Annotated in this window: 14 protein-coding genes, 6 tRNA genes and 2 pseudogenes; 20 read left to right on the forward strand and 2 right to left on the reverse strand. The window is 68.5% G+C overall.

Going from position 1 to position 16,373, the window contains the following annotated elements:
* The first annotated feature begins 55 nt into the window (after positions 1-55).
* From QEG98_RS10525 to QEG98_RS10540, 4 genes and pseudogenes are all read left to right on the forward strand, one after another.
* Positions 56-2,131, forward strand: a complete 2,076-nt coding sequence (locus tag QEG98_RS10525) for an ATP-dependent helicase (protein ID WP_316566630.1) — start codon at positions 56-58, stop codon at positions 2,129-2,131.
* 213 nt (positions 2,132-2,344) lie between these two features.
* A complete protein-coding gene (gene rplM / locus QEG98_RS10530) occupies positions 2,345-2,791 on the forward strand; it encodes a 50S ribosomal protein L13 (protein WP_026114188.1) in 447 nt (148 codons plus the stop codon).
* A 14-nt stretch (positions 2,792-2,805) separates the two neighbouring features.
* The gene (rpsI, locus tag QEG98_RS10535) at positions 2,806-3,207 is read left to right on the forward strand and encodes a 30S ribosomal protein S9 (RefSeq protein ID WP_090491960.1); all 402 of its coding nucleotides are present in this window, start codon (positions 2,806-2,808) and stop codon (positions 3,205-3,207) included.
* Positions 3,208-3,340: 133 nt separating this feature from the next.
* Positions 3,341-4,740 (forward strand): annotated as a pseudogene (locus tag QEG98_RS10540) (type IV pilus twitching motility protein PilT).
* Between the two features lie 49 nt (positions 4,741-4,789).
* Here QEG98_RS10540 and QEG98_RS10545 read toward each other — a convergent pair.
* Positions 4,790-5,527: a hypothetical protein gene (locus QEG98_RS10545; protein ID WP_186817980.1), complete on the reverse strand. Its 738-nt coding sequence runs from the start codon at positions 5,525-5,527 to the stop codon at positions 4,790-4,792.
* Between the two features lie 35 nt (positions 5,528-5,562).
* Here QEG98_RS10545 and QEG98_RS10550 point away from each other — a divergent pair, with 35 nt between their 5' ends.
* The 13 genes from QEG98_RS10550 to QEG98_RS10610 all read left to right on the forward strand — a co-directional run bounded on the left by QEG98_RS10550 (position 5,563) and on the right by QEG98_RS10610 (position 13,166).
* Positions 5,563-6,069 (forward strand): regulatory protein RecX, encoded by a 507-nt coding sequence (locus QEG98_RS10550; protein WP_316566631.1) that lies wholly within the window; start codon positions 5,563-5,565, stop codon positions 6,067-6,069.
* A 10-nt stretch (positions 6,070-6,079) separates the two neighbouring features.
* Positions 6,080-6,856, forward strand: coding sequence for an outer membrane protein assembly factor BamD (locus tag QEG98_RS10555; RefSeq protein WP_194863304.1), 777 nt, complete (start codon positions 6,080-6,082; stop codon positions 6,854-6,856).
* Positions 6,853-7,557 (forward strand): hypothetical protein, encoded by a 705-nt coding sequence (locus tag QEG98_RS10560; protein ID WP_316566632.1) that lies wholly within the window; start codon positions 6,853-6,855, stop codon positions 7,555-7,557. Before QEG98_RS10555 ends, QEG98_RS10560 begins: the two co-directional genes overlap by 4 nt.
* Before the next feature lie 39 nt (positions 7,558-7,596).
* Positions 7,597-8,319, forward strand: a complete 723-nt coding sequence (locus QEG98_RS10565; RefSeq protein ID WP_011552090.1) for a tetratricopeptide repeat protein — start codon at positions 7,597-7,599, stop codon at positions 8,317-8,319.
* A 5-nt stretch (positions 8,320-8,324) separates the two neighbouring features.
* Entirely contained in the window at positions 8,325-9,263 is a 939-nt protein-coding gene (locus tag QEG98_RS10570) for a DUF4388 domain-containing protein (RefSeq protein ID WP_316566633.1), read from the forward strand.
* A gap of 63 nt (positions 9,264-9,326) precedes the next feature.
* On the forward strand, positions 9,327-10,385 hold the full coding sequence (selD, locus tag QEG98_RS10575; protein WP_316566634.1) for a selenide, water dikinase SelD: 1,059 nt from the start codon (positions 9,327-9,329) through the stop codon (positions 10,383-10,385).
* A gap of 50 nt (positions 10,386-10,435) precedes the next feature.
* Positions 10,436-11,245, forward strand: coding sequence for an N-acetylmuramoyl-L-alanine amidase (locus QEG98_RS10580; protein WP_316566635.1), 810 nt, complete (start codon positions 10,436-10,438; stop codon positions 11,243-11,245).
* Positions 11,246-11,332: 87 nt separating this feature from the next.
* Positions 11,333-12,046 (forward strand): ribonuclease PH, encoded by a 714-nt coding sequence (rph, locus tag QEG98_RS10585; protein WP_090491970.1) that lies wholly within the window; start codon positions 11,333-11,335, stop codon positions 12,044-12,046.
* The gene (rdgB, locus tag QEG98_RS10590; protein WP_090491971.1) at positions 12,043-12,636 is read left to right on the forward strand and encodes an RdgB/HAM1 family non-canonical purine NTP pyrophosphatase; all 594 of its coding nucleotides are present in this window, start codon (positions 12,043-12,045) and stop codon (positions 12,634-12,636) included. Before rph ends, rdgB begins: the two co-directional genes overlap by 4 nt.
* A gap of 76 nt (positions 12,637-12,712) precedes the next feature.
* A tRNA-Pro gene (locus tag QEG98_RS10595) sits at positions 12,713-12,786 on the forward strand.
* 36 nt (positions 12,787-12,822) lie between these two features.
* A tRNA-Arg gene (locus QEG98_RS10600) sits at positions 12,823-12,899 on the forward strand.
* A gap of 96 nt (positions 12,900-12,995) precedes the next feature.
* Positions 12,996-13,069: transfer RNA gene (locus tag QEG98_RS10605), tRNA-His, on the forward strand.
* A gap of 23 nt (positions 13,070-13,092) precedes the next feature.
* Positions 13,093-13,166: transfer RNA gene (locus tag QEG98_RS10610), tRNA-Arg, on the forward strand.
* An 87-nt stretch (positions 13,167-13,253) separates the two neighbouring features.
* Here QEG98_RS10610 and bet read toward each other — a convergent pair.
* A pseudogene (gene bet, locus QEG98_RS10620) lies at positions 13,254-14,346 on the reverse strand (phage recombination protein Bet).
* Positions 14,347-14,726: 380 nt separating this feature from the next.
* On the opposite strand from bet, the gene QEG98_RS10625 reads away from it, so the two are divergent.
* The 3 genes from QEG98_RS10625 (at position 14,727) to tig (ending at position 16,369) form a co-directional block, all read left to right on the forward strand.
* Positions 14,727-14,799, forward strand: a tRNA-Lys gene (locus tag QEG98_RS10625).
* Between the two features lie 104 nt (positions 14,800-14,903).
* Positions 14,904-14,985 (forward strand) — tRNA-Leu (locus QEG98_RS10630).
* Between the two features lie 106 nt (positions 14,986-15,091).
* A complete protein-coding gene (gene tig / locus QEG98_RS10635) occupies positions 15,092-16,369 on the forward strand; it encodes a trigger factor (protein ID WP_316566638.1) in 1,278 nt (425 codons plus the stop codon).
* The last annotated feature ends 4 nt before the right edge of the window (positions 16,370-16,373 follow it).

Raw genomic sequence — 16,373 nt, forward strand, 5'->3', positions numbered from 1 at the left:
GGGGAAAAAAGAGTCGCGCACGAACGAATCAAAGGGTATCCCCGCCCCGCGCGCAATGGACCTCTCGAAGCTCAATCCTCCGCAGCGCGAGGCCGTGGTGACCCTGGAGGGACCGCTCCTCGTGCTGGCAGGCGCAGGCAGCGGCAAGACTCGCGTCATCACCCACCGCATCGTCCACCTGCTCAACGAGCGGCCGGGCCTCATCATGGCCCGCAACATCCTGGCGGTGACCTTCACCAACAAGGCCGCCACGGAGATGAAGGAGCGCCTGGTCCACATGGCGGGACCTCGGGCGCAGGGCGTGCTGGTGTGCACCTTTCACGCCTTTGGCGCGGAGATGCTCCGCGAGGACATCCACCGGCTGGGGTGGCCCAAGAAGTTCGCCATCGCCGACATGGGCGACCAGCTGGCCAACATCCGGCGCGCCATGCGCGAGCACAAGATCGACGACCGCTCGTTCGACGCGCGCAAGGTGCTCAACCTCATCTCCAAGGCGAAGAACTCCGGCAAGGCGCCGGAGCCCAAGCCGGAGGGGATTGGGGATGATTACGACCTCATCACCCACATGGTGTACCCGGACTATCAGCTGTCGCTGAAGGCGCAGGGGTCGGTGGACTTCGACGACCTGCTGCTGCTGCCCGCGCGCCTCCTGCGCGAGCACCCGGACCTCTACGAGAAGTACACCAAGCGCTTCCGCTACCTGCTGGTGGACGAGTTCCAGGACACCAACACCGCGCAGTTGGAGCTGCTGAAGCTGCTGGCGGGCCGCTCCCGCAACGTGTGCGCGGTGGGTGACGACGACCAGTGCATCTATTCGTGGCGGGGCGCGGAGGTGCGCAACATCCTCGACTTCGACCGCCTCTTCCCGGGAGGGAAGGAGGTCCGGCTGGAGCAGAACTACCGCTCCGTCCAGACGGTCCTGGACGCGGCCAACGCCGTCATCGCCAAGAACCCCGAGCGCAAGGCCAAGCAGATGTGGACCGACCGCAAGGGGGGCACGAAGGTGAAGGTGGTGACGTGTCCCAACGACGAAGAGGAGGCCCGCTTCGTCGCGCACGAAATCCAGAAGCACATGGCCCTGGGCATCTCCGCGGACGACATCGCCGTGCTCTACCGGACCAACGGCCAGTCCCGCCCCATCGAGGAGATGCTGCGGGAGAAGAACATCGGCTACGAGGTGGTGGGCGGCAGCGAGTTCTTCGACCGGCGCGAGGTGAAGGACGTCATCGCGTACTTCAAGGTCATCGTGAACAAGCTGGACGAAATCTCGCTCCTGCGCATCGTCAACGTGCCCTCGCGCGGCATTGGCGACGTGACGATGGAGCGCCTCAACGTCCACGCGCGGGGCGAGGGCGTCACGCTGTGGACGGTGATGAAGAAGGCCACCGACTACGAGGACCTGCCGCCCGGGGCCGGGGCCCGGGTGATGGAGTTCGTGGACCTGGTGGAGCGCTACCGCGCCGCGTACGAGCACGGCCAGCTGGCCAACGTGACGCGCAAGCTGCTGGAGGAGATTGGCTTTCGCGAGGCCACCCGCGCCCACGCCACCAGCGCCACCGCCGCGGACAAGAAGCTCAAGGGCGTGGACGGCGTGCTCAACTCGCTGGAGAACTTCGAGAAGCGCGAGGGCCCCAAGGCCAGCCTGCCCACGTACCTCAACCGCCTGAGCCTGGACACCCGGCAGGAGGAAGAGGAGGTGCCGGGCGCCAACCGCCGCGTCACCCTGATGACGGTGCACGCCTCCAAGGGCCTGGAGTACCGGCTCGTCTTCTTCATCGGCATGGAGGAGGACCTGATGCCCCACGGAGGCATGCAGGGCGAGGCCCAGAACCTCGAGGAGGAGCGGCGCCTCTGCTACGTGGGCATCACCCGCGCCAAGGAGGTCCTCTACCTCACCCGCGCGGCCACCCGCGTGAAGCGCGGCAAGGAGGTGCCCCGCACGCCCTCGCGCTTCCTGGAGGACCTGCCGCCGGAGGTGATTGAGGTCGTGGAGCTGGACGCGCCGCGTCAGGGGCCTCCCACCACGGAGGAGAAGAACTTCTTCGCCAACTTGAAGGAGCGCTTCAAGAAACCCGCGATTCCGGGCGCGCCTCCGGGTGGCACCGGGCCGTCTGGGGGAGCAGCCAGGTAGGTGCCCGCCTCCTGAAGGGGGCGTCCTGGCGGGGGTGATCGGGGAATCCGGACGTCTGGTGCGGTGTGACCTTGACTTGATCCGCCACACCCACTAGGACGGTCGGCCTTTCCGGGCCTCCGTGAAGTTTCACGGTCGACCCGCGGTTGATTAAGCACGAGCAGCGGTCCCTGGAATGCACACGGCGGCCGCGAGAAGTCTGGAGTGCACGAAATGTCGCAGAAGACCTACAGCGCGAAGGCTGGGGACATCAAGCGCCAGTGGCACGTCGTTGACGTGTCCGACAAGGTGCTGGGCCGCGCGGCGAGCCAGATTGCCACCCTGCTGAAGGGCAAGCACAAGGCCATCTACACGCCGTCCATTGACACGGGCGACCACGTGGTCGTCATCAACGCCGAAAAGGTGAAGGTGACGGGCACGAAGGAGCAGGACAAGATGTACTACCGGCACCCGAACGCGGGTTTCCCGGGCGCCCTGAAGATCACCAACCTGGAGAAGCTCCGCCAGCGTCACCCTGAGGACATCATCATCAACGCCGTGCGGCGCATGCTTCCGCGCAACGCGCTCGGCCGCCAGATGATGACGAAGCTGAAGGTCTACGCAGGTGACACGCACCCGCACGCGGCCCAGAAGCCTGCCGCGTTCGAGGTCGAGGCGTAAGGGAGATAACGTCCATGCCCATCAACCAAGAGCTCGGTTTCTACGCCACCGGCCGCCGCAAGGAGGCCACCGCCCGCGTCTGGATTCGTCCTGGCACTGGCCTCGTCACCATCAACGGCCGCGAGCTGAACGAGTACTTCGGCCGTGAGACGTCCAAGATGGTCCTCAACCAGCCCCTCGAGATCCTCGAGCAGAAGGGTAAGGTTGACGTGACGGTCAACGTCAAGGGTGGCGGTCTCTCCGGCCAGGCCGGCGCCATCCGTCACGGCATCGCCCGTGCGCTGTGCTCCTTCAACCCGGAGTTCCGTCCGGCGCTGAAGAAGGCCGGCTTCCTCACCCGCGATGCTCGCGCGGTCGAGCGCAAGAAGTACGGCCAGCCGGGCGCGCGTCGCCGGTTCCAGTTCTCCAAGCGCTAAGCCACTCGCTCAGCAGCTGGGTTGTCCTCACACGGCGGGGGTCCTCATCCGAGGGCCTCCGCCGATGTGTTTTCGGGGTCCATCACGCCCCATCGCATGCGTGCGCGAGCGTCTGGTAGGATTTGCGCCGCTCATGGAACTCAACGAGATCCTCCAGATCGCCCTGCGCGGCGGTGCCTCCGACATTCATCTCAAGGCAGGCCTGCCGCCCATGTTCCGCGTGGACGGTTCGCTGGTTCCGCTGAAGGACGGCCGCCGCCTCCCTCCCGAGGAGGTGGCGCGCATGGCCTTCGGCATCATGAACGAGTTCCAGAAGGAGAAGTTCAAGGGGAGCAACGAGGTGGACCTGGCCTACGGCGTGCCGGGGCTCGGGCGCTTCCGCGTGAACGTCTTCCAGCAGCGAGGCACCGTGGGCGCCGTGCTGCGTGTCATCCCCTTCAAGGTGATGACCATCCAGGACCTGTTGCTGCCCCAGATTCTCGCCAAGATTTGCGGTGAGGAGCGCGGCCTGGTGCTGGTGACGGGCACCACGGGCTCCGGCAAGTCCACCACGCTGGCGGCGATGATCGACTACATCAACGCCAACGAGACCAGCCACATCATGACGATTGAGGACCCCATCGAGTTCCTCATTCGCGACAAGCGCTCCATCGTGAACCAGCGCGAGGTGGGCGTGGACACGATGACCTTCGCGCAGGCGCTCAAGAGCGCGCTGCGGCAGGACCCGGACGTCATCCTCGTGGGCGAAATGCGTGACCACGAAACCATCGAAACGGCGCTTCACGCCGCGGAGACGGGCCACCTGGTGATGTCCACGCTGCACACGCTGGACGCGACGGAGACCATCAACCGCATCGTCTCCGCCTTCCCGCCGCACCAGCAGAAGCAGGTGCGCCTCCAGCTGGCCAGCGTGCTCAAGGGCGTGGTGTCCCAGCGTCTGGTGCCGCGCGCGGACGGCAAGGGCCGCGTGGCCGCCGTGGAGGTGCTGCGCGTCACGGCCCGCGTCCGCGAGATGATTGAAGACAAGGACCGCACGAAGGAGATCCACGACGCCATTGCCCAGGGCACGGACACGTACGGGATGCAGACCTTCGACCAGTCGCTGATGAGCCTGGTGCGGCAGGGGCTCGTCACCTACGAGGAGGCCCATCGGCAGGCCACCAACCCGGACGACTTCGCGCTGCGCTTCTCCGGCATCAGCGGCACGTCCGACTCCAAGTGGGACAACTTCGATTCGAAGCCCGGGGAGTCGCGGCCCATTCCTGGCTCGTCCGCCTTCGCGCAGAAGGGGCGCCCACGGCTGTCGCGGCGCCGCAGGCCGCGCCTGCTCCGGCGCCCATGGCGCAGCCCATGCGTCCGGCAGCCCAGCAGATGCGCCCGGGAGTACCGCCGCCGCAGGCCATGCGTCCGGGGGCTCCTGCCGGCGCGCCGGTGGGGCGTCCCATGGCGTCACCCGCCGCGCGCCCGCCAGCGCCCGCCCCGGCACCCGCCGCGGCAGGTGGGGACGACGACTTCCAGATCGAGCGCTTCTAGCGGTTCGCGGCGCCCACCCGGAAAGGGCAGGGCGCCCGTGCCGCGGCTGCTACGCGTCGTCCTCACCCAGCAGGGCCCGCAGGCGGGACAAGCGGATGGGGCCGATGAGGCCCTCCTTGGACAGCGCCTGGAGCAGCTGCGCGGTCGCCTGCACCTTGGCCTCCTGCTCCTCCTCGGGCCGGTCCACCACCTCCGCGTCGAGCACGGCCTCCATGTGCTCGGGGTTGATGGGCGCGGGCCCTTCCGACCACGCGATGTCGAAGAGGGCGCGGGCCATGCCCTCACGCACCTTCCGCTCCGCGTCGTTGGCGGCGGCCTTCACGAACGTGAGGAAGAGCGCGTCCACCGCCTCCTTGGTGAGCGCGGCCAGCGCGGGCACTTCGCCCAGCGCCTCCTTCACGTATTCGCTGTCGAACGCGTCCACGTCCTGCTCGTAGCCGAAGGCCTCCTCCAGGAGGATGGAGGCCAGGAACGCGTCCGTCTCCTCCGGACTGGCGCCTTCCTCGGCCAGGGCCTCGCGGGCCTTCTTCGTGGGCTCCGCCAGGGCGGCGTCCTGGTCCAGCGCGCGGACCGCGGCGTGGGCCGCCAGCAGCACCAGCGAAGCCTGGGCATCGGTGGACAGGGTCCGGCCGCCCACGCCCAGCAGCACGGACTTGTGCTTCGGGTTCGCGGAGGCGGCGTCGGTGAAGGCCTGCTCTTCCACAGAGAGGTCTCCGCCCGACTGCTGCTTGAGGAGCGTCTCCCGAGCGGCATCGGCGGCGAGGAAGCGGGCGAGTACGGGGTGCATGGCCGGGCCTGTTACCACATGCTAGGTATCCCGCCATGCATCCGGAGGACGAAGGGCCCGACGCTGTTCGCCGTGCCACGGACGCGTGCCTGAAGCTCCTGTCCATGCGCGGGCGCAGCCGCCGCGAACTGGAGCAGGCCCTGGCCCGGAAGGGCTTCACCGAAGCGGTGTGCGAGGCCGCGCTCGCCCGCGTGAAGGACTGGGGCTACCTGGACGACGAACGCTTCGCGCGTGAGCGGGCCACCCTGCTCCTGGGCCGAGGCCGGCTGGGGCCGGAGGCGGTGGCGCACCGGCTGCGGGCGCACGGGCTGGAGGAGGGGACGGCCCGGCAGGCCATCTCCGAGGCCCGCGACGCGGTGTCCTTCGACGCGCTGGCCACGGCGCGGGCGGTGCTGGAGAAGCGGGGACTGCTCGGCCGCCCGCTGGGGGCCAGGGAGCGGGCCTGCGCAGGCCGGCTCCTGGACAGCCGGGGCTTCTCGGAGGACGTCATCTACCGGCTGCTCGGAGAAGCTTCGCTGGACCCCTCGGGGCCGGAGGAATAGCGTGGTGGAGATGCGTTCCGCCGTCGCCTTTCTGTCCGCCTTCCTGCTGTTCGGTACCGGGTGTGCGTCCCTCACGCAGGGCCAGGCCGGTGAGCCTGACTATGCCGCCGTCGCCGATGAAAACCTGCGGCTCGGCTCCGAGGCCCTGGAGAACAAGGACTTCTTCCGCGCCCAGAAGTACTTCGAGTACGTCCGGACGAAGTTCCCGTACCAGGAGGCCGCCCGCGAGGCCGAGCTGAAGCTGGCCGACGTGGACTTCGAGCGCGAAGCCTTCCCCGAGGCCAAGGAGCAGTACCAGGCCTTCATCAAGCTCTACCCCACGCACGCCAAGGTGGACTACGCCGCCTTCCGCTCCGCGATGACCCACGTGCGGGCCTACCCCTCCGAGTTCTTCGCCCTGCCGCCGTCCCGCGAGAAGGACCAGGGCGAAATCCGCTCCGCGCTGGTGGCCATGGAGGAGTTCCTGCGCCAGTACCCCCAGTCTCAGTACGTGGCGGAGGCGAAGACGCAGCGGGAGGACGCTCGGCGCCGGCTCGCCTCGCACGAGCTGTACGCGGCCCAGTTCTATCAGAAGCGTGAGCGCTGGAAGGCCGTGGCCCAGCGCCTGGAAGGGCTGCTGCGCCGCTACCCGGGCACGGAGTACGAGGAGGAGGCCCTCTTCGACCTGCACGACGCGTACGTGAAGCTGAATGACACGCAGAAGGCGCAGGACACGCTGCGCCAGGTGCTGCGTCGGCTGCCGGGCACGCCCGCCGCGGAGCGCGCCCAGCGTATGCTGGGCTCGTGAGAACGACCCAGGACTGGAGCCGCTTCGGTGGCGGCATCATCGTCATCCTGGCGCTGGGCGCCACCCTGGCCCTGTTCGTTCCACGCTTCCTGGGCGCCGCGGCCGGCCCCGAGCTGGAAATCATCACCGCGCTCAAGGCGACGGAGTCCAGCGGCTTGTCGCTGCCCGTCCCCGGCGCGCCGGGGCCCCTGACGTCCCGGCAGCACCGCTTCGCCCGCATCACCGTCAACGTGGCGCCCGGAGGTCGGCGGGCGGAGGCCCAGGCCACGCTCGACTTCGAGGGCGCCCTGGGCGACACCCGGGTGGGCACGGCGGGCGTGGAGCGGGTACCCTTCGTGGTGCGAAACGGGTCCTGGGTGCCGGAGACGACGGCGGCGCCCCGGCTCCAGGCAGTGGTGACGGCCCTGGAGTCCCGCCGCAGGGCGCTGCAGGCCGCGGACGCGGAGTCCCTGGGGCGGCTGGCGGGACCGGGCACGCCCGGAGTGGCCGGGCCGGAGTGGGAGCAATTGCGCCAGGTTCGGGCGCGGGGTTACCAGGCGGAAGCGTGGTACGTCCGGCTGGAGCGGGACGATGCGGTGGTGACGGAGCATTGGCGCCTTCAGGGGGCGCTGCCGGCGCGGCCGGTGGATACCCGGGGCCAGCGGCAACTCTCGTTGTCGCTCAGCGGTGATGAATTCTTGTTTTCTCCCAGCCTCATGTAGGCTGGTCGCCTCGGAGGCAGGGCCCTGGCGGGCCGATTCATGGACGAGCCCCTCAAGCAGCTACTGACCCTCGGGCGCGGCTACTTCGAGAAGAAGCAGTACGCGCAGGCCGAGCAATACCTCGCGAAGATCGTCGAGCAGAATCCGACGTTCGCGGACGTATTCAACATGCTCGGCATCATCTACCACGACCAGGGGCAGTTCGCCCGGGCGCAGCGCGCGTTCGAATCCGCGCTGAAGCTCAACCCCGCCTATACCGAGGCGGCGCTCAACCTGGCCGTCATCTACAACGACATGGGGAAGTACGCCGAGGCGAAGGAGGTCTACCAGGCCGCCCTCTCCCAGCAGAAATCCGGCCCGGACGAGCTGGACCCCTACGTGGAGAAGAAGATCGCCAACATGTACGGCGAGATTGGCGACGTCTTCGCCTCCAGCGGCGTGTGGGCCAAGGCCATCGAGGAGTACCGGCGCGCGCTCGCGCTGTGTCCTCAGTTCGTGGACATCCGCCTCAAGCTGGGCAACGCCCTGCGCGACGCGGGGGACAACGCGGCGGCCCTCATCGAATACGAGCAGGTCATCGCCCAGAACCCGGCGTTCATCCCGGGACACATCCAGTATGGAGTCGCGCTGTACTCGGCCGGGCGGCGGGCGGAGGCGGTGCAGGTCTGGGAGGACGTGCTGGTGCGCAGCCCCGGTAACAAGAGCGCGCAGATGTACCTCAACCTGGTGAAGGACCCCGGCAAGGCGGAGCAGGCTGGCTGACGACCATGGACACCCAAAAGACCTACGCCCTCAAGTTCATCTCAGGGAAGTACCAGGGCGGCGAATTCCCGCTGAAGGCGGACAAGCAGATCGTCATCGGCCGCTCCAGTGAGCTGGACATGGTGCTCGTGGAGGACATGGTCTCCCGCAAGCACGCGCGCATCAGCTTCTCCGATGGGAGCATCACCATCGAGGACCTGGGCTCCACCAACGGCACCTTCGTCAACGGTGAGAAGGTGAAGCAGTCCCGCCTGAAGGAAGGGGACCGCATCCTCATTGGCACGTCCATCCTCAAGCTGGTGCACCAGGGCGCCGAAGGCGCCAGCGTGGATGAGGGCACCGCCCGCCTGAAGCTGGAGGAGGCCGCCGCGGCCCAGGCCGCGCGGACCACCAACAAGGCCAGCTCCATGACGGGGAAGATTGAAGAGATTCCCCTCCCGGACCTGCTCCAGCTGTTCCACACGTCCAAGAAGAACGGCGTGCTGGTGGTGCAGCGCAGCGACCAGGAAGGGCGCATCTACCTGCGCCAGGGCCGCGTGTACTACGCCGTCATCGGCGAGAACCACAACCTGGGGCCGCAGAAGAGCTTCAACCGCATCATCACCTGGGAAGAGGGCGACTTCGAGCTGCGCCCGGCGGAGAACCAGGAGTTCATGGTGGAGCTGGACTCGTCCACCGAGGCGCTCCTCATGGACGCGCTCCGCCAGCTGGATGAAATCAAGCGCCTGCAGCCGAGCCTCCCGACGGCGGATGCCGCGCTGGCGCTGGCCTCGCCGCTGACGCCGCCGCTCAAGGAGCTGGCGCCGGAGCTGCTGGACGTGCTGCAACTGGTGCACAACTACGGCACCCTGAACGCGGTGATGGACCACGCGGACGCGGACGACGTCGTCACCGCCGAGGCCGTGGTGCAACTGCTCAAGCGGGACTACATCCGAGCGGCCTGAGCGGTGAACGGGCGGGGCCCTTTCCGGGGCCCGCGCCGGGACGGCGAGGCGTGGGGAGCGGGTATGGCGGAGAAGAAGACGGACAAGGTGAAGCGCCTCACCGAGATGAGCCACTGCGCGGGCTGCGCGGCGAAGCTGCGGGCCTCGGACCTAGCGCAGGTGCTGGGAGGGCTGAAGTCCACGAAGGGCCCCCAGGCGCTGGTGGGGTTCTCCACGAATGACGACGCGGCCGTGTACCGGCTGGCGCCCGGCATGGCGGTGGTGGAGACGGTGGACTTCTTCCCACCGGTGGTGGACGACCCGTTCCAGTTCGGCGCCATCGCCGCGGCGAACGCGCTGTCGGACATCTACGCCATGGGCGCGCGGCCCCTCTTCGCGCTCAACCTGGTGTGCTTCCCGGATGAGCTCCCGCTGAAGGTGCTGTCGAAAATCCTGGCGGGCGGCCAGTCCAAGGCGGACGAGGCCGGCATCCCCATCCTGGGCGGCCACAGCATCCGGGACGCCGAGCCGAAGTTCGGCATGGCCGTCACCGGCGTGGTGCACCCGAAGAAGGTGCTCACCAACGCGGGCGCGAAGCCGGGCGACGTGCTCTTCCTCACCAAGCCCCTGGGCTCGGGCATCGCCACCACCGCCATCAAGCGGGGCGTGGCGTCCAAGCAGTTGGCGAAGCGGGCGCTGGGCGTGATGACGACGCTCAACCGCGCCTCCGGCGAGGTGTTCGCCTCCGGGAAGTTCAAGGTGAACGCCCTCACGGACGTGACGGGCTACGGCCTGTTGGGGCACCTGCTGGAGATGATGACCGCGGCGAAGGCGCGCGCCACGCTGGACCTGGAGCGCATCCCGCTCATCGCCGAGGTCCCCGCGCTGGCGGAGGACGGCGTGGTGCCCGGCGGTACGAAGTCGAACCTCGCCCACGTCCACAAGAAGGTCCGCTTCCCAGAAGGACTGCCCGAGTGCATCCAGTGGGTGCTCGCGGACGCGCAGACCAACGGCGGCCTGCTGGCCAGCGTCCCCGCACGTCAGGCGCTCAAGGCGCTCAAGGCGCTGGAGGCGGCCGGCGTGGACGCGGCGCTGATTGGTGAAGTCCAGGCGGGGAAGCCGGGCATCGACGTGGTGGGCTGAGGCCCGGATTTCGCTCCGGCGGCCGGGCTCCGCTAGCATGCGGCCCCAGCATGCCGTCGCCGCGCCGCCCCCTCCTCGGCCTCCTGTCGTTGCTCTGGCTGGTCCCCGTCATCGCCGGGGCGGCGGAGCGCCCCGCACGCATCATCATCGACCCGGGACACGGTGGCGCGAAGGAAGGCGCCAGGGGCCCCGGCAAGCTGCGGGAGAAGGACGTCGCGCTCCAGATTTCGCTCCGCCTCCGGGACAAGCTCGAGGCCGCGGGGGGCGACGTGTTCCTGACGCGCGAGCACGACACGCTGGTGTCGCTGACGGAGCGCGTGGCGTGGACCAATGACCACGCGCCCGACCTCTTCATCTCCATCCACGCCAACTCCATGCCCACGAAGCGGATGCGCGCGCGCACCGAGGGCGTGGAGACGTACTTTCTGTCCGCCAGCGCCTCCGGTGACGCCGCGCTCGCCGTGGCGGACCGGGAGAACGCGGAGGCGCCCATGTCGCGCGCCGCGCGGACGGACTCCACGCTGGCCTTCATCCTCCAGGACCTGGCGCGCACGGAAGCGCACGCGGATTCCTCGCGCACGGCCTACGCCATCCACCCGCGCCTCGTGCGCGGCACCCGCGCGGTGAACCGGGGCGTGCAGCAGGCGCCCTTCTTCGTCCTCTCCGGCGTGGAGTGCCCGGCCGTCCTCGTGGAGGTGGGCTACATCTCCCATCCCGTGGAGGGACCTCGGCTGGCCCGGCCGGAGTACCAGGAGAAGCTGGCCGAGGCGATTACCGAGGGCGTGCTGGCCTTCCTCAAGGAGACGCGCCGCCGGGACGCCGCCCGGGGGACCGAGGTGGCGGGCCCCGTGTCGCCCTGAGTGCAACGGCGCCAAGGCAATCGACACCCGCGCGGCGTGGCTCTGGTAGAGAAGAGGACGCTCGTCCTCATTTCCCAGGAGCCTGCTGTGCGTTCCTTTCAACGTGGTGCGCTGGACCTTCGCCCCGTCGTCCTCACCCCCGGTGTCTCCCGCTACGCGGAGGGCTCGGTGCAGGTGGAGTTCGGCCACACCAAGGTGCTCGTCACCTGCTCCACGGAGGAGCGCGTTCCGCCGCACCTGATGGGCAAGGGCTCCGGCTGGGTGACGGCGGAGTACGGCATGTTGCCGCGCGCCACGCACTCGCGGAACCAGCGTGAGTCCGCCAAGGGCAAGCAGACGGGCCGCACCATGGAAATCCAGCGGCTCATCGGCCGCTCCCTGCGCGCCGCGGTGGACCTGTCCACCCTGGGGCCTCGCACCCTGACGCTGGACTGTGACGTGCTCCAGGCGGACGGCGGCACCCGCACCGCTTCCATCACCGGGGCCTACGTGGCGCTGGTGCTGGCGCTGCGCTCGCTGCAGAAGGCCGGAACCCTCTCCAAGCTGCCCAAGCTGACGCCGCTAGCGGCCGTGTCCGTGGGCATCGTCAAGGGCGAGGTCCGGGTGGACCTGGACTACGACGAGGACTCCACCGCGGATGTGGACCTGAACCTGGTGGCCACCGCGGACGGCCGCATGGTGGAGCTGCAGGGGACGGCGGAGCACCAGCTCTTCGACCGCAAGGCCCTGGACGCCATGGTGGACGGCGGGCTGGCCGCCATCCAGAAGTTGACCGCCGCGCAGGCGCAGGTGCTGGGATGACGGTGAAGCCCCGGCTGCTCTTCGCCACGTCCAACCAGGGCAAGCTGCGCGAGCTGCGCGGCCTCGTCGGAGACTCGGTGGAGGTGGTGTCCCTGGCGGACCTGCCTCCCGTGCCCGAGCCCGTGGAGGACGGCGCCACGTTCGAGGAGAACGCGGTGAAGAAGGCCCGCGCCTATGCGGACGCCACGGGGATGCTCACCCTGGCGGATGACTCCGGCCTGTGCGTGGACGCGCTGGGCGGCAGGCCCGGTGTGCAGTCCGCGCGCTATGCCCCGGGGGATGACCGGGCCCGTTACGAGAAGCTGCTGACCGAGCTGGCCGGCGTGCCCGACGCGCAGCGCACCGCGTCCTTCCGCTGCGCGCTGGCGCTGGTGGGGCCCGGAGGAGGGGAGGCGAAGGTGGAGGTGGGGCAGTGCCAGGGCCGTATCGGCCACGCCCCGAAGGGAAGCCATGGTTTCGGCTATGACCCCGTCTTCATCCTTCCGGGCGGCGACCGTGCCCTGGCGGAGCTGACGCCGGAGGAGAAGTCGGCCATTTCCCACCGGGGGAAGGCCTTCCAGAAGATGAAGCCCCACCTGCTGGGCTTGTAGCCGTCCGGAATGCGAGGTCGTCAGTCACGTCGGCCTTGCGCGTCCGTTCGGGATGGTTCAACAATGCCGGACTTCTCGGGGCGTAGCGCAGCCTGGTAGCGCACCTGCCTTGGGCGCAGGGGGTCGGAGGTTCGAATCCTCTCGCCCCGACTTGAAGTGCAGCATCGGAAGCAGGCGGCCCGGCCAGCTCCAGTAGCTCAGCTGGATAGAGCACCGGCCTTCTAAGCCGGGGGTCGCAGGTTCGAGCCCTGCCTGGGGCGCCAACCTGGCCGTAAGTCGTATTTGGGCCTTGTCAGGGTCCTGGTTTCCAAGGTAGGGAAGCCGCCGCTTCAAACGCCGTTCGCGGTAAAGCTGTAACGGCGGCCATAGCTCAACTGGTTAGAGCGCCGGACTGTGACTCCGGAGGTTGCCGGTTCGATCCCGGTTGGCCGCCCTTCTTTACCCGCCCTCGAAATTGCGTTCGTAGCTCAACTGGATAGAGCACCGGGCTTCGAACCCGGGGGTTGGGGGTTCAAGTCCCTCCGAGCGCGCACCTTCCAGCAGGTTGAAGCAGGAACGCCCCCGCCACTTTCGTAGCGGGGGCGCCCCCTCACAGCCTGACGGTTTCCTGCTCAGCGTCACGCATCATGGGCGGCGCCGTTGCCGCCGCCCTTCGACGCCGGCACCCGGCAGCGCAGCTCCGTCTCCGCCTCCAACGCCAGCAGGTTCTCCCGCATGGCCTTGGCCCAGCGCGCCCGGGGCTGCTCCATCAGCTTCTCGTTGGCCAGTCGATGGACTCGCTCAGCTCGTCGTCGGAGAGCTCGGAGGCCGTCTTCCCCTTGTGGGGGCCGAACGCCACCACCACGGCGCTCGGCTTGGGGCGGGGCGCCGCGGGCTCCGGACTGGCGGCGGGCACCGCCTCCAGGGGGACTCGCGGGGCTGCTTGGGCTGGAGCGGCACGTCGATGTTCAGCTGCGCCGCGGCGGCCTGGGACGCGCGCGGCTCCTGGGGCGCCAGCGGCGGGAAGGACGCCTTGAGGGGGCCGGGCTTGGAGCCCAGCACCTCGTAGGGTCCGCTGGCGTGCTCGTCCGAGTGAGACTCGTAGTCCTCGGCGGGCATCTCCTCCCGCACGTAGAGTCCGCCGAAGGCCTCCGGGTACGCCTTGCGCAGGGCGGCCACGCGGGCGCACTTCTCAATCATGGTGGTGGGAATCTTGGACCACAGCGGCGTCTGCTGGACGTAGCCGCTGAAGTCCAACCACACCACCACCGGCAGCTTGTCCTCGCGCACCACGCGCGACCAGGCACCCACCAGCGCGCCCTTTCGCTTGGCGGGGTTGAAGCGGTGCACCACCTCGCCTCGGCCCTGGTCCACGACGATGTCGTCCTCGGCGAACACCGCGCTCGCCTGGATGCCCTTGAAGTCCGGGAAGCGCTCGGCGCGCGCGAGCATTCCGGCCTCGGAGGGTTGGAACTCGTACTTCGTCACCCAGTTGGGCCGCTCGCGGTTGCCGGCGTTCTGCCGGCGCGCCACGCAGAAGGCCTCCTTGAGGAGCGGGTCCAGGCCACTGCGCTTGCACTGCTCGATGAAGAGGGCGAACTCGTCCTCGCTGATGCCGCGAGGGCAGATGGTCCGCTTCACGAGCTCCACGCGCTCCCGTGTCCACCCGGCGTGCTGGCCACCCTGGCCGGCCGCCGTTCCTTCCGCCTTCTGTTGGGGGTTGGCTTCCATCTCTGTCTTCTCCTGCTACGTCCTGCGCGAAAAGGGCGGACGACCTCCGTCCGCCCGCATGGTTGCCGCGGGGTGCTCGGTGCTCTCGAGGTGACTGACCGCGAGCCGTCACACGCTCGCCATCCCGCCAGGCTGGGACGAACAGCGTGCTACGGCCATGTTGAACATCGGAGTGGGGCGCTCGCTTCACATGCCTGCGTCGCGCGCCGGGCCCGGCTGAAGGGCATGCGGACCAGCATCGACTCCGGAAAGCGCCGGAGACGAATCACCACGGACAGGAATGAAGGGGGGCGTGAAAAAACGTTTTGACACAGCAGGCGGCGTTCTGTAGTTACCGCCGCCACCTGGACGCCGCGCAGGCGGCGGACCGGGGCAGTGCCGGGAGCGTAGCTCAATTGGCAGAGCAATGGACTCTTAATCCATAGGTTGTGGGTTCGATTCCCTCCGCTCTCACTGTGAGGCCCCTCCAGAAATGGAGGGGCCTTTTTGTTTTTCCGGCCTCTGCCGTCCCGTGGATGTTTCGCGGTAAGACGGTGCAGTGCACGACGGCGCAACCCGGGCGGGTGGCGAAACTGGTAGACGCGCCAGACTTAGGATCTGGTACCGCAAGGTGTGAGGGTTCGAGTCCCTCCTCGCCCATTTCGCGTTGACCCGTTCGTGCCTATCCCCTAAAGGCGCACGTCCCACTTTTCCGGCACCGCCCGAAACGACTGATTGTCTGGCGGCGGTGGCGAGCGAGGCCCGCATGAAGGTCCAGGTCGAGGAGCTTTCTCCCATTGAGAAGAAGCTCTCCATCGAGGTCGACAATGCCCGCGTGGCGGAGGAGCTTTCCCGCGCGTACTCCAACCTGGGCCGCCAGGTGCGGCTGCCGGGGTTCCGTCAGGGCAAGGTGCCTCGCCGCATCCTGGAGCAGCGCTTCCGTGACCAGGTGGAGGACGAGGTCATCCAGCGCGTGGTGCAGAGCGCGTACGTGGAGGCCATCCGCGAGCACAACGTGGAGGTCGTCGCCACGCCGCAGGTGACCAACTCCGGCCTCAAGCCCAACACCCCGTTCACCTTCGAGGCTCGCGTCGAGGTGAAGCCCAAGGTGGAGGCCAAGGACTACGTCGAGCTGCCGCTGACGAAGTCCGACACGGCCGTCACCGATGAGCAGGTGAACGAGCAGTTGGAGCGCATGCGCCAGTCGATGGCCCGGCTGGAGCCCGTCACCGACCGCGATACCGCCGCCTCCGGCGACTACGCCACCGTGGACTTCGATGCCACCGTGGACGGCCAGCCGTTCGCGGGCAGCAAGGCGGAGGGCATCACCGTGCAGGTGCAGCCCGGTGAGCTGGTGGAGTCCAAGATTGCCGCCCTGGAGGGCGTGAAGGTCGGTGAGTCCAAGGACATCGACTACGCCTTCCCGCAGGAGTACCGGGTGGAGGAGGTGCGCGGAAAGACGGCGCGCTTCCACCTCACGCTCAAGGGCGTGCAGAAGGAAATCGTCCCCGAGCTGAACGACGACTTCGCCAAGCAGACGGGCGTCGCCCAGTCCATGGACGAGCTGCGCACCAAGCTCCGTGAGGACATGGAGAAGGCGCGCAAGTCCCAGGTGGAGGGTGAGGAGCGCGAGGCGCTGATGAAGGCGCTGCTGGAGCGCAACACCTTCGACGTGCCCCGCGCCATGGTGGAGCGAGCCATGGACTCCATGCTGCGCGGCGCGCTGCAGCAGCTCCAGCGCTCCGGTGTGGACCCCCGCCAGCTGAACCTGGACTTCAACCGGCTGCGCGAGGACATGCGCGAGAAGGCCCTCCAGGAAGTGAAGGGCACGCTGCTCTTCGAGTCCATCGCTCAGAAGGAGGGCATCCAGGCCTCCGACGCGGACGTGGACGCCCGCATCGAGCAGCTCGCCAACGAGGCGGGCCAGCCGGTCGCCGTGGTGCAGAAGTACTTCAAGGGCGCCGACGAGCGGCTCGGGTTGTCTCTCCGACTCCGGGAGGAAAAGACGATTGAATTCCTGAGGAGCCGGGCGAAGTATTCGTAAGGTT

This window comes from Myxococcus sp. MxC21-1, assembly GCF_032612255.1.
Lineage (GTDB): Bacteria > Myxococcota > Myxococcia > Myxococcales > Myxococcaceae > Myxococcus > Myxococcus virescens.

Bases quoted from the DNA above. Each gene is read 5' to 3' on its own strand.
- QEG98_RS10525 (WP_316566630.1), top strand. From the start codon at position 56: ATGGACCTCTCGAAGCTCAATCCTCCGCAGCGCGAGGCCGTGGTGACC.
- rplM (WP_026114188.1), top strand. From the start codon at position 2,345: ATGTCGCAGAAGACCTACAGCGCGAAGGCTGGGGACATCAAGCGCCAG.
- rpsI (WP_090491960.1), top strand. From the start codon at position 2,806: ATGCCCATCAACCAAGAGCTCGGTTTCTACGCCACCGGCCGCCGCAAG.
- QEG98_RS10545 (WP_186817980.1), bottom strand. From the start codon at position 5,527: ATGCACCCCGTACTCGCCCGCTTCCTCGCCGCCGATGCCGCTCGGGAG.
- QEG98_RS10550 (WP_316566631.1), top strand. From the start codon at position 5,563: ATGCATCCGGAGGACGAAGGGCCCGACGCTGTTCGCCGTGCCACGGAC.
- QEG98_RS10555 (WP_194863304.1), top strand. From the start codon at position 6,080: ATGCGTTCCGCCGTCGCCTTTCTGTCCGCCTTCCTGCTGTTCGGTACC.
- QEG98_RS10565 (WP_011552090.1), top strand. From the start codon at position 7,597: ATGGACGAGCCCCTCAAGCAGCTACTGACCCTCGGGCGCGGCTACTTC.
- QEG98_RS10570 (WP_316566633.1), top strand. From the start codon at position 8,325: ATGGACACCCAAAAGACCTACGCCCTCAAGTTCATCTCAGGGAAGTAC.
- selD (WP_316566634.1), top strand. From the start codon at position 9,327: ATGGCGGAGAAGAAGACGGACAAGGTGAAGCGCCTCACCGAGATGAGC.
- QEG98_RS10580 (WP_316566635.1), top strand. From the start codon at position 10,436: ATGCCGTCGCCGCGCCGCCCCCTCCTCGGCCTCCTGTCGTTGCTCTGG.
- rdgB (WP_090491971.1), top strand. From the start codon at position 12,043: ATGACGGTGAAGCCCCGGCTGCTCTTCGCCACGTCCAACCAGGGCAAG.
- tig (WP_316566638.1), top strand. From the start codon at position 15,092: ATGAAGGTCCAGGTCGAGGAGCTTTCTCCCATTGAGAAGAAGCTCTCC.